The organism is Bifidobacterium miconisargentati (assembly GCF_019331675.1).
In the GTDB taxonomy this organism is placed as follows: Bacteria; Actinomycetota; Actinomycetes; order Actinomycetales; family Bifidobacteriaceae; genus Bifidobacterium; species Bifidobacterium miconisargentati.
The window spans coordinates 131,698-145,272 of the sequence record NZ_JAHBBJ010000008.1; the positions used below are offsets into that span (position 1 = coordinate 131,698).

The following is a 13,575-nucleotide window of genomic DNA, read 5'->3' on the forward strand; positions in this document are numbered from 1 at the left end:
GTGCTAGCAGATTATGCGCCCGAAATGACAGGATGGGGGTATCGCCTTACACGGCGGATGCGAATCTGCGAACCTAAGGTCATCGGCATCAAGGATGTGCCGTCGGCCCCAAAGGAGAGCCGGACGGACGCATCCGGCGGCCAGCGTGGCTAGGGCAGTGCCACCGGGCCGCCGTTCGGATTCGATAACGATATCGGATTCGGGCAGGCATGCCGCGCAAAGGTAAGAATCAAGGAGGAGACCCCATGCTGCAGATCAACATGGCCGACGTATTGAACGTCATCGGTTCGCTGACACCGTATCTCATCGCCATCGGCGTGCTGCTGGTACTGGCCATCGTCATCACGTTCGCCGTCAACAAGAAGACGGTGAAGGCCGTGGCCAACCGCAAGCTCATTCATTCCGAATCCTGGCTCGTGGCGCTCGTCGGCATCGTCGTGGCCGTGTCCATGATGCTGTCCGGCCCGCTGGCCACGCTGCTCAACAACGCGACCATCACCAAGTACCAGCTGTCCGATTCGACCGTGGCCGCCGCGAACAAGCTGGCCAAGGACGTGCAGACCGAGGCCGTCACCATGCTCAAGAACGACGACTCCAACCTGCCGCTGGCCAACAAGAAGATCAACGTGTTCGGCTGGGGCTCCACCAATCCGGTCTACGGCGGCACCGGTTCCGGTTCCATGTCCGACCAGTACGAGACCGTCTCCCTGCTTGACGGTATGAAGGAAGCCGGCATCGAGACCAACAGCGAGCTGACCAAGCTGTACACCGACTACCGCAAGGACCGTCCGGAAGTGGGCATGTGGGCCCAGGATTGGACCCTGCCCGAAGTGCCGGCCGACCAGTACTCCGATTCCCTGATCTCCGACGCCAAGTCCTTCTCCGACGAGGCCGTCGTGGTGCTCACCCGTGTCGGCGGCGAGGGCGCCGACCTGCCGATGGACATGACCGCCGACGGCATCACCTACACCGACAATTCCAAGGATTACAAGGACTTCCAGAAGGGCCAGAGCTTCCTGCAGCTCTCCCAGACCGAGCGCAACATGCTCGACCTGGTCACCAAGAACTTCAGCAAGGTCACGCTGATCTACAACGGCGCCAACACCTTCCAGTTCGACTTCCTCGCCGACTACCCGCAGATCAAGTCCGTGCTGTGGTGCCCGCCCGCCGGCCAGACCGGCTTCTCCGCCCTCGGCGAGGTGCTCGCCGGTGACGTGAACCCGTCCGGCAAGACCTCCGACACCTTCCTCAAGGACCTCACCAAGTCCGTCTCCTACAACAACTTCGGCAACTTCAACTACGACAACGCCGATGAGTTCGAGGTCTCCTTCAACTCCTTCGCCGGTGCCGTGACCGCCACCCCGAGCTTCGTGAACTACGTCGAGGGCATTTACGTGGGCTACAAGTTCTACGAGACCGCCGACGACGAGGGCCTGATCAAGTACGACGACGTGGTGCAGTACCCGTTCGGCTACGGCCTGTCGTACACGACGTTCGATCAGAAGATGGGCGACGTGACGTACTCCGATGGCAAGATCTCGTTCGACGTGACCGTGACCAACACGGGCGATGTGGCCGGCAAGGACGTGGTTGAGGCGTACTACAACCCGCCGTACACCGATGGCGGCATCGAGAAGGCCTCCGTGAACCTGGTGGCCTTCGAGAAGACGAAGGAGCTCAAGCCGGGCGAGTCCGAGACCGTCAAGATTTCCTTCGATGACGACGACATGGCCTCCTACGACTCCAAGAACGCCAAGGCGTATGTGCTGGAGAAGGGCGACTACGAGGTGTCCATCCAGTCCGACTCCCACACCGTGATCGACGAGCAGACCGTGAACGTGCCGGAGACCATCACCTACGACTCCGACAGCAACACGCACAACGGCGACAAGACCGCGGCCACCAACCAGTTCGACGATGCCGCCGGTGACGTGACGTACCTGTCCCGTGCGAACCACTTCGCCAACTACAAGCAGGCGACCGCCGCTCCGACCGACTTCTCCATGAGCGACGAAGCCAAGTCCACCTTCTACAACAACGGCAACTACGATCCCACCAAGTTCGACAACGCCGATGACCAGATGCCGACCACCGGCGCCAAGAACGGCGTGCGTCTGGCCGATCTGACCGGCAAGGACTACGACGACCCGCAGTGGGACAAGCTGCTCGACGAACTCACCTTCGACGACATGGACAACCTGATCGCCAACGCCGGCTACGGCACCCAGGCCGTGACCTCCATCGGCAAGATCCAGGTGACCGACGCCGACGGCCCGGCCTCCCTGAACAATAACTTCACCGGCGTGGGCTCCATCGGCTTCCCGGCCTCCACCGCCTTCGCCTGCACGTGGAATAAGGACCTGGCCAAGCAGTTCGGCGAGATGATCGGCCAGATGGCCCGCGACATGCACGTGGCCGGCTGGTATGCACCCGCCATGAACATCCACCGCAACGCCTTCTCCGGACGTACCTTCGAGTACTTCTCCGAGGACGGCCTGCTCTCCGGCGTGATGGCCTCCAACCAGATCGCCGGCGCCAAGGAGAAGGGCGTGTACTCCTTCATGAAGCACTTCGCCCTGAACGATCAGGAAACCAACCGAGACCTGATGCTGTGCACCTGGGCCAACGAACAGGCGATCCGTGAGATCTACCTGAAGCCGTTCGAGATGAGCGTGAAGGAAGGCGGCGCACAGGCCGTGATGAGCGCCTTCAACTACATCGGCAACACCTACGCCGGCGCCTACGCTCCGCTCCAGCAGAACGTGCTGCGCAACGAATGGGGCTTCCAGGGCTTCGTGCTGACCGATTACTTCTCCGGCAACGGCTACCAGAACGCCGACCAGCTCGTCCGAGCCGGCAACGACGCGATGCTGGCCACCACCTCCATCACCAACCACATCACCGACAAGTCCGCCACCTCCGTGAAGGCCATGCGCACGGCCGCCCACAACATTCTGTACACCGTGGCCAACGGCTGGCAGTACGAGAACGGCGAGCCCGAGGTCGACACCCCGATGTGGAAGACCGCCATGTACGTGGCCTGGGGCGTGACCGCCGTCCTGGTGATCGCCCTTGAGGTCCTGACCATCATGAAGTTCCTCAAGCGCCGCAAGCAGGTCGTTGCTGCAGTGGCTCCGACCACTCAGGCCTGAGACCCGCGCGATGGCCCGGATAACTGAATAATTGAATAGCCAAACGGCTCGTCCCAATACCGGACGAGCCGTTTCGCATATGCGAGACTGGAGAGAGATTTCCGGCTCCCCTCGCTGAGGGGAGCTGTCGCCATAGGCGACTGAGGGGAGTCACCCGATGTATTGGCTGGGAAAGGAAGAATCGCCGATGATTCGCATTGCCATCGTCGATGACGACGATACCGACGCCGCACGCACCGCGGAGATGATCGAACGGTACTACGCCGAGCGTGAAGACGAATCGCGCGGCACGGCGGCCGAGCATGATGCCCGCTCCGGCACCCAATCGCACCCCGCCTACACCATCACCCGATTCACGGACGGCGAGTCCTTCCTGGACGACTACAAGGCCGAATTCGACGCGATGTTCCTGGACGTGGAAATGCCCGGCATCGACGGCCTCGAAACCGCGCACCGGTTGCGCGAGATCGACAGCCATGTCGTGCTCGTCTTCACCACCAAAATGGCCCAGTACGCGGCCGTCGGCTACGACGTGGACGCCATTGGCTACCTCGTCAAGCCCATTGATTACTTCGGATTCGCGCTCAAGATGCGCAAGGTGGAGGATCTGGTGGCCAAACGCCAGGGCGTCACCATCCCGCTTACCGTGGGCACAGGCACGCAGTTCCTTTCCTCGCATGACGTGCGGTACGTGGAGGTGCTCGGCCACGAGGTCATCTATCACACCGAGCGTGTGGCGTACAAGGTCTGGTCCAGCCTCAAGGAGGCCGCCGCGCTGCTGGAGCCCGTGCATTTCGCTGCCTCGAACCGTTACTGCCTGGTCAACCTCGAATGGGTGCAGGCCGTCAACGGCGACACCGTGGTGGTGGACGGCCAGACCCTACCCGTCTCCCGCTCCAAACGTAAACCCCTCATGCAGGCCCTAGCCGCGTATTACGGAAGGTGAACGATCATGCTTGCTGACTGGTTCGGATACGGATTGTTTCCTTTGCTGCTGATGTGCGGCGCCGCGGTGTTCTCCAAACAGCTGATGTGGCGTAAAACCGTCTGGCTGCTGACCTTGCCGGCATACGTGATCATCGGTGACGTGCTGTATCAGCTGCTTATGGCGGTACTGTCCCACTTCGCCGCCGGGCACCTCGTCCAAGTGCTGTCGTTGACCGGCTATTACGCGATATGCGCGGCATCGCTCATCGCGTTGTTGCGCGAATGCACCAAATCAGCATGGTTGGAATCACTGGTCGTCGTTGCGGCGGGATACACCCTGCAGCATATCGCGGTGGGGCTTCTCGCATCGTTGACCCACTCTCCGCTGGGGTCTCATCTGACGTTCCTTCGTTCCCAGGCGGCCAGTCTCGCGTTTTTCGCGGTGGTATATCTGGTGGCCTACCTGATTCTGGGGCGATCGTTCGTCATCGAGTACGCGAAGGTTCGCAGCCGTGTCACCTGGGTTTTGATCAGCGTCGTCGCGCTCGCGTTCGTCATCGTATTCAACATGGTGATGCTGGACGGGCAGTCCGAGCAAGTCATGTTCGTCGGATTCAGCTACGACGCGATAACCTCCATGCTTCTGCTGGTCATTCTGGTGCTGATCTCCTCAAGCGACCATCTCTACGGTGACCTGGAAGTGATGCGCCAGCAGGCGAGACTGGCCGAACATCACCATGAACTGGCCAAGGAGAACATCGAACTGATCAATATCCGATGCCACGATATCCGCAAGTCCATCGCCTCACTGAGCGGCGGCGGACTTACGGCTGACATGGCTAAAAAGATCGAGAACAACATCCGCATCTACGATTCCATGTTCCACACCGGCAACGAATGCCTGGACGTCTTATTGACGGAAAAGGGGCTGTACTGCACCGGCAAGGGCATCACCTTCACCTGCATCGCGGACGGCAGCCGTCTTGGATTCATGAGCGACGCGGACGTGTATGCGTTGTTCGGCAACATGCTGGACAACGCCATCGAAAGCGTGGATGCGGTCCGGCAGCCCGAGCGGAAGATCATCAACTTCACCCTCACGGCGAAAGGTGGTCTTCTGGTGGCGGAAGAGGAGAACAGCTATGCTCCCGAACGGCAGCCAGTGTTCCGTGATGGTCTGCCGTGCACCACGAAGGCCGATGCTGCCGAACATGGATTCGGCACGCGGTCCATGGCCTGGCAGGTGCATAAATACCAAGGTGAGATGGCCATGAAGGCCGAGGACGGCATCTTCTCCGTCAGCGTGGTGCTTCCCATCCCCGCGTGAAAGCGCGGTCCCTCCCATTCATGCGTTCGACTTGACCTCTCATGCGAGGTGCGCTGTGGCGGCAAGAGCAGATTCATATCCTCGGAATTGTTCACCGGCACAGTAGCCGAACGACAGGCAACGAAACCTGCGGCGGCTGTTGCGCCCACGCATAATGAGAGTTAAGGAGACCTGTCATGTTGGATATCAACATGGCCGATGTTGCCGCAGTCATGGGATCGTTGGTTCCGTATCTGGCAGCGGCCGGTGTGATTCTGGTGCTGGCTGTGATCATCACGTTTGCGGTCAACAAGAAGACCGTCAAGTCCGTGTCCATGCGCAAGCTCATCCATTCCGAGTCTTGGCTGGTGGTGTTGGTGGCCGTGGTGGTCGCCGCCTCGATAATGGTGAGCGGCCCGCTGTCCACCATTCTGAACAATGCCTCGGCCAAGAAGTACACGCTGTCCAGCAGCACAGTCGCTGCTGCGAACAAGCTCGCCAAGGACGTGCAGTCGGAAGCGATCACCCTGTTGCAGAACGATGACGCTAACCTGCCGCTGTCCTCCAAGAAGGTCAACGTGTTCGGCTGGGGCTCCACCAATCCCGTGTACGGCGGCACCGGCTCCGGATCGATGTCGGACCAGTACCCGACCATTTCCCTGCTTGACGGACTGCATGAGGCGGGCATCAAAACCAACACCGAACTATCCAAGCTGTACACCGACTACCGCAAGGATCGTCCGGAAGTCGGCATGTTCAACGTCGATTGGACGTTGCCTGAAGTGCCCGCTTCCGACTATTCGGACAGTCTGATCAAGGACGCGAAGGACTTCTCCGACGCCGCCATCGTGGTGATCACCCGAGTCGGTGGCGAGGGCACTGACCTGCCGAAGGACATGAAGGCCGACGGCGTCACCTACCACAACAATTCCAAGGATTACGAGGACTTCCAGAAGGGTGACCACTTCCTGCAGCTCTCCCAGACCGAGAAGAACATGCTCGACCTGGTCACCAAGAACTTCGACAAGGTCACGCTGGTATACAACGGCGCGAATGCGTTCCAGTTCGACTTCCTTGATTCCTACCCGCAGATCAAGTCCGTTGTCTGGTGTCCGCCCGCCGGCCAGACCGGCTTCTCCGCCCTCGGCGAGGTGCTCAGCGGCGAGCTGAACCCCTCCGGCAAGACATCGGACACCTTCGTCAAGGATCTGACCGCCGCGCCGACCTTCAACAACGTCGGCAACTTCACCTACGACAACGTCGACGAGTTCGCGATGACCAGCTCCTTCTCCGGCCAGGACGTGACGCCTACGTTCGTCAACTACGTCGAAGGCATCTACGTGGGGTACAAGTTCTATGAGACCGCCGCAGACGAAGGACTCATCGACTACGCTTCGACCGTGCAATACCCGTTCGGTTATGGCCTGAGCTATACGAAGTTCACGCAGAAGATGGGCGACGTCTCCTATAAGGACGGCAAGATCGGCTTCGACGTGACCGTCACCAATACCGGTGACCGTGCTGGCCGCGATGTGGTGGAGGCGTATGTGAATCCGCCGTACACCAACGGCGGCATCGAGAAGGCCTCGGCCAACCTTATGGCGTTCGACAAGACCGACGAACTCAAGCCTGGCGAATCGCAGACTCTGTCCATCGAGTTCGATGACGATGATATGGCATCGTACGATTACCGGAACGCCAAGGCCTGGGTGCTCGAACAGGGCGATTATGAGGTGTCGATTCGCTCCGACTCGCATACCGTGCTCGAAGATCGGACCGTGAATGTGCCGAAGACCATCACCTACGATTCCGACGATAACACCCACAACGGCGATCAGACCGCGGCCACCAATCAGTTCGATGATGCCGCGGGCGATGTGACCTACCTGTCGCGCGCCGATCATTTTGCGAACTACAGCAAGGCGACCGCCGCTCCGGTCAGCCTGTCGATGTCCGACGAAGCGAAGTCCAAGTTCGTCAACAACGGCAATTACAAGGCGACGGATCACAACGACGATTCCGATGAGATGCCGACCACCGGCGCCAAGAACGGCGTGCGTCTGGCCGATCTGACCGGCAAGGACTACGACGATCCCCAGTGGAACAAGTTGTTGGACGAGCTGACTGTCGACGATATGGACAATCTGATCGCCAATGGCGGCTTCGGTAACGCAGCCATCAACTCCATCGGCAAGATCCAGCTGGTCGATGCGGACGGTCCTGCTGCGTTGAACAACAACTTCACCGGCATTGGCTCGATTGGTTTCCCCGCCGCCACCGCATTCGCCTGCACCTGGAACGTCGATCTGGCCCAACGCTTCGGCAAGATGATCGCCCAGATGGCACATGACATGCATATCACCGGCTGGTATGCGCCAGCCGTGAACATTCACCGCAATGCGTTCGCCGGACGTACCTTCGAGTACTTCTCGGAAGATAGCGTGCTTTCCGCCGCCATGGTGTCGTCGGAAGTTGGTGCCGTACAGAAGCAAGGGGTGTATGCCTTCGTGAAGCACTTCGCCTTGAACGATCAGGAAACCAACCGCACCAACATGCTGTGCACGTGGTCGAATGAGCAGGCGATCCGCGAGATTTACCTCAAGCCGTTCGAAGCGGCGGTGAAGGATGGCCATGCCACCGCCATGATGAGCTCGTTCAATTACATCGGCACCACATACTCGGGCGCCAACGCACACCTGCTGCAGAATGTGCTGCGCGATGAGTGGGGCTTCCGCGGCATGGTGGTGACGGATTACTTCGGCAATTACGACCTGTTCCAGAACGCCGATCAGGAGATTCGCAACGGCAACGACCTCATGCTGGCCACACTCGACGTGACGAACCATGTGTCCGATCGTTCCGCCACTTCCGTGAAAGCGATGCGTAATGCGGCGCACAACATCCTGTACGCCACAGCCAATAGCTGGATGTACGAGAACGGTGAGCCGGACGTTGATACGCCTCTGTGGCGCGTGGCCATGTATGTGGTCTGGGCCGTCGCCGCTGTGCTGTTCATCGGCCTGGAGACCGTCGCCATCCGCCGCTTCCTGGTCCGCCGTAAGCCGGTTGTGATTGTGGAAGCCGGTGACATCGATAAGTAGTGTCCGATCATCCTTGATGTGCACCTTGCCTGTTTTCTGCCTCTCGCATTGAGTCCTTCCGTGTTCGTTGGCGGCATGGGGAAGTGGAGCAAGACGGGCAAGGTGGTCATCGCCCAGAAATCGTGTGCCGGGTTGTTCTTCTCCTGACCCGGACGCCCGAATAACCAAATAACCAGCCGAATCCGAGCCGGCCATCACTGCCCAACCGATGGCCTCCCTGGATTCGGCTAGTTTGCGTTGTGCTGATGTGTCTGCGCAAATGAATTTATGGAGAACACGCCGATACTAAACAATTTTTAGGGCATTTCGCCGTGTTTGGTGGCGTTATATTGGCAGTAGCAGGGGTGAAATCGGCTGTTTGCGACACGCCGAGAGAACGTTGCTATGGTGCGGTTTTCTCGGGTTTTGTCATGCCTCGGTTTGCGTTTGTTTTTGGTTTCGTGTAAGTTATTCATTCGCTGCCGCTGAGCGGTTCGGATTCCTTCCATTTCAATGGTTTTACGGTGTTCGGGTTGGTTTGTGTGTGGTGGTGGTTTGAGAACTCAAGAGCGTGTTTGTACTACTTCTTTATAGTCAATGATTGCCAGTATGCCTCAAGCCCGGCCTTGTTTTGGTTGGGTTCCCTGGGAGGGGTTGAATTGGGGTGTGGTTTTTGTGAGTGTGTCCTTTTCCTTAAAAGGATTGCTTGTCAATTTTGTTTTTGAGAGTCATCTATTGGCTTTTCTGCAAGTTTTTTTGTGGAGGGTTCGATTCTGGCTCAGGATGAACGCTGGCGGCGTGCTTAACACATGCAAGTCGAACGGGATCCGGCCAGCTTGCTGGTTGGTGAGAGTGGCGAACGGGTGAGTAATGCGTGACCGACCTGCCCCATGCTCCGGAATAGCTCCTGGAAACGGGTGGTAATGCCGGATGTTCCACATGAGCGCATGCGATTGTGGGAAAGCTTTTGCGGCGTGGGATGGGGTCGCGTCCTATCAGCTTGATGGCGGGGTAACGGCCCACCATGGCTTCGACGGGTAGCCGGCCTGAGAGGGCGACCGGCCACATTGGGACTGAGATACGGCCCAGACTCCTACGGGAGGCAGCAGTGGGGAATATTGCACAATGGGCGCAAGCCTGATGCAGCGACGCCGCGTGAGGGATGGAGGCCTTCGGGTTGTAAACCTCTTTTAGCAGGGAGCAAGCGTTTGTGAGTGTACCTGTTGAATAAGCACCGGCTAACTACGTGCCAGCAGCCGCGGTAATACGTAGGGTGCAAGCGTTATCCGGAATTATTGGGCGTAAAGGGCTCGTAGGCGGTTCGTCGCGTCCGGTGTGAAAGTCCATCGCTTAACGGTGGATCTGCGCCGGGTACGGGCGGGCTGGAGTGCGGTAGGGGAGACTGGAATTCCCGGTGTAACGGTGGAATGTGTAGATATCGGGAAGAACACCAATGGCGAAGGCAGGTCTCTGGGCCGTTACTGACGCTGAGGAGCGAAAGCGTGGGGAGCGAACAGGATTAGATACCCTGGTAGTCCACGCCGTAAACGGTGGATGCTGGATGTGGGGCACGTTCCACGTGTTCCGTGTCGGAGCCAACGCGTTAAGCATCCCGCCTGGGGAGTACGGCCGCAAGGCTAAAACTCAAAGAAATTGACGGGGGCCCGCACAAGCGGCGGAGCATGCGGATTAATTCGATGCAACGCGAAGAACCTTACCTGGGCTTGACATGTTCCCGACAGCCGCAGAGATGTGGTTTCCCTTCGGGGCGGGTTCACAGGTGGTGCATGGTCGTCGTCAGCTCGTGTCGTGAGATGTTGGGTTAAGTCCCGCAACGAGCGCAACCCTCGCCCCGTGTTGCCAGCATGTTAGGATGGGAACTCACGGGGGACCGCCGGGGTTAACTCGGAGGAAGGTGGGGATGACGTCAGATCATCATGCCCCTTACGTCCAGGGCTTCACGCATGCTACAATGGCCGGTACAACGGGATGCGACGCCGTGAGGCGGAGCGGATCCCTGAAAACCGGTCTCAGTTCGGATCGCAGTCTGCAACTCGACTGCGTGAAGGCGGAGTCGCTAGTAATCGCGAATCAGCAACGTCGCGGTGAATGCGTTCCCGGGCCTTGTACACACCGCCCGTCAAGTCATGAAAGTGGGCAGCACCCGAAGCCGGTGGCCTAACCTCCTTTTGGAGGGGGGAGCCGTCTAAGGTGAGGCTCGTGATTGGGACTAAGTCGTAACAAGGTAGCCGTACCGGAAGGTGCGGCTGGATCACCTCCTTTCTACGGAGTATTCAGGCCAGTGTTCGCTGGCCGGTGTGTGCCCCGCGTCCGCGACAGTCGCGGTTCGGTCGGGGTTGCTGGTGTGGAAGAGATCATGGGCTTTCGGCCTGTCCGTCGTGGGATGGCCGTGGAGTGGTATGGATGCGCTTTTGGGCTCCCGGATCGCCACCCCCGAGGTTATTCTCGGGTGCGATTCGCTGCCCCATGGGTTTGGTTGCCTGGGTTTCGGCCCGGTGGTCGGCTGGTGGGTGCGTGGTGGTTTGAGAACTGGATAGTGGACGCGAGCAAGAAAGTTTCTTTTGATTCTTTTCTTGTTGTTGATTTCGTTTCGAACTCGAAAATGAGATTATTGTTTTTGTTGTTCGTTTCGATCGTTTTGTGATCGTTTGATGTGTTGATTTGTTGTCTGGGAGTCCAGAGTTAGCTGTTTTCGGGATCACGCAACGCCTGTTGTGTGTTGTGTGTTGTCTTGAAGGGCGTATGGTGGATGCCTTGGCAGACAGGACCGATGAAGGACGTGGGGGGCCGCGATAGGCCTCGGGGAGCCGCCGACCGGGCTTTGATCCGAGGATTTCCGAATGGGGGAACCCAGCCGCCGTCATGGGCGGTTACCGCTTTTGCGGGGGGTACGCAGGGAAGTGAAACATCTCAGTACCTGCAGGAAAGGATATTCCGTGAGTAGTGGCGAGCGAAAGCGGATCAGGCCAAACCTCATGCGTGTGATACCCGTCGGGGGTTGCGTGTGGGGTGTTGTGGGAGCGTGTGTCCCGGTGCCGACGTGCCGGGCGGCGGTGATAAAGACGTGTGCGAGGGGAACCGGATTGAATGCCGGGCCGTAGAGGGTGAGGGCCCCGTACCCGTATGCGCATGTCCCGTCGATCGCGCCTCCCAAGTAGCACGGGTCCCGTGGAACCCCGTGCGAATCCGTCTCGACCGTGAGATAAGCCTAAATATTCCTGTCTGACCGATAGTGAACTAGTACCGTGAGGGAAAGGTGAAAAGCACCCCGGGAGGGGAGTGAAACAGTCCCTGAAACCGTGCGCCTACAAACCGTCGGAGCCCTGCGGGGTGACGGCGTGCCTATCGAAAAATGAGTCTGCGAGTCAGTGGTGCGTGGCGAGCATAACCCGTGTGGGGTATGCGTAGCGAAAGCGAGTCTTAAAAGGCGTTTTAGTCGCGTGTCCTGGACCCGAAGCGGGATGATCTAGCCCTGAGCAGGTTGAAGCGCGGGTAAGACCGTGTGGAGGACCGAACCCACCTGGGTTGAAAACCGGGGGGATGACTTGGGGTTAGGGGTGAAAGGCCAATCAAATTCCGTGATAGCTGGTTCTCTCCGAAATGCATTTAGGTGCAGCGTCAGGTGATTGCGTCCGGGGGGTAGAGCTACTGGATGCTTGCGGGCCCGTATCGGGTACCAATAGCAACCAAACTCCGAATACCCGTGACGTGTATCCTGGCAGTGACCCGGCGGGGGATAAGCTTCGTCGTGGAAAGGGAAACAGCCCAGACCGTCGTCTAAGGTCCCCAAGCGCGTGCTAAGTGGGAAAGGATGTGGAGTCGCATAGACAGCCAGGAGGTTGGCTCAGAAGCAGCCACCCTTGAAAGAGTGCGTAACAGCTCACTGGTCTAGTGGTTCCGCGCCGACAATGTAGCGGGGCTCAAGCACGCCACCGAAGACGCGGCAACAGTCTTTTTGGATTGTTGGGTAGGAGAGCGTCCCCTGCGGGGCGAAGCGGCGGTGGAAACCGGCCGTGGACTGCAGGGGAGTGAGAATGCAGACATGAGTAGCGAAAGCGGGGTGAAGATCCCCGCCGCTGGATGACCAAGGGTTCCAGGGCCACGTTCATCGTCCCTGGGTGAGTCGGGTCCTAAGGCGAGGCCGACAGGCGTAGTCGAATGGATGAACGGGTCGATATTCCCGTACCGGCTGGCGACCGGCAAAACCGAGCCCGTGAGTACTAACCTCCGGTTCCTCCTGAATTCCCCTTCGGGGGTCGGATGGTGGTTCCGTTGGGACTGTAGCGGTAGTAGGTCAGCGCAGGAGTGACACGGAAGGGTGGCCGGCTCCGGAGGTGGTTTTCCGGGGCCAAGCACGCAGCCCGTCCCCCAGGCAAATCCGGGGGCATGTAGGGTGAGGTGCGATGGGACGCGCGTTAGCGTGGATCCGGTGATCCCGGCCGTCGAGAAAAGCTTCGGCGTGAGGGCGTCAGTCCGCCCGTACCCCAAACCGACACTGGTGGTCAGGTAGAGAATACCAAGGCGATCGAGCGAATCCTGGTCAAGGAACTCGGCAAATCACTCCCGTTCCTTCGGTTTAAGGGAGACCCCCGATGGTGAAAGGACTTGCTCCTGGAGCTGTTGGGGGTGGCACAGACCAGGGGGTAGCGACTGTTTACCAAAAACACAGGTGCATGCGAAGACGCAAGTCGCTGTATATGCACTGACGCCTGCCCGGTGCCGGAAGGTTAAGAGGATCCGTCAGCCCTTCAGGGTGAAGCGGTGAATTCAAGCCCCGGTAAACGGCGGTGGTAACTATAACCATCCTAAGGTAGCGAAATTCCTTGTCGGGTAAGTTCCGACCTGCACGAATGGCGTAACGACTTCCCCACTGTCTCGACCAGGAGCTCGGCGAAATTGCAGTACGAGTAAAGATGCTCGTTAAGCGCAGAAGGACGAAAAGACCCCGGGACCTTTACTATACCTTGGTATTGGCATTCGGTGTGGATTGTGTAGCATAGGCGGGAGACTTCGAAGCGCCGGCGCCAGCCGGTGTGGAGTCGCAAGGTGAAATACCGCTCTGTTCGCATTGGATGTCTAACCTCGGCCA

The 13,575-nt window shown here is 59.0% G+C and carries 4 protein-coding genes and 2 rRNA genes; all 6 read left to right on the forward strand.

The window, feature by feature from the left end; all coding sequences use genetic code 11:
- The first annotated feature begins 245 nt into the window (after positions 1-245).
- Positions 246-3,152, forward strand: coding sequence for a glycoside hydrolase family 3 N-terminal domain-containing protein (locus KIH81_RS06595; protein ID WP_214304620.1), 2,907 nt, complete (start codon positions 246-248; stop codon positions 3,150-3,152).
- Positions 3,153-3,339: 187 nt separating this feature from the next.
- A complete protein-coding gene (locus tag KIH81_RS06600) occupies positions 3,340-4,098 on the forward strand; it encodes a LytR/AlgR family response regulator transcription factor (protein ID WP_214304621.1) in 759 nt (252 codons plus the stop codon).
- A 6-nt stretch (positions 4,099-4,104) separates the two neighbouring features.
- Positions 4,105-5,406: an ATP-binding protein gene (locus KIH81_RS06605; protein WP_214304622.1), complete on the forward strand. Its 1,302-nt coding sequence runs from the start codon at positions 4,105-4,107 to the stop codon at positions 5,404-5,406.
- Positions 5,407-5,582: 176 nt separating this feature from the next.
- On the forward strand, positions 5,583-8,486 hold the full coding sequence (locus KIH81_RS06610; RefSeq protein ID WP_214304623.1) for a glycoside hydrolase family 3 N-terminal domain-containing protein: 2,904 nt from the start codon (positions 5,583-5,585) through the stop codon (positions 8,484-8,486).
- 734 nt (positions 8,487-9,220) lie between these two features.
- Positions 9,221-10,748: ribosomal RNA gene (locus tag KIH81_RS06615) — 16S ribosomal RNA — on the forward strand.
- 460 nt (positions 10,749-11,208) lie between these two features.
- A 23S ribosomal RNA gene (locus tag KIH81_RS06620) occupies positions 11,209-13,575 on the forward strand; the annotation flags it as partial.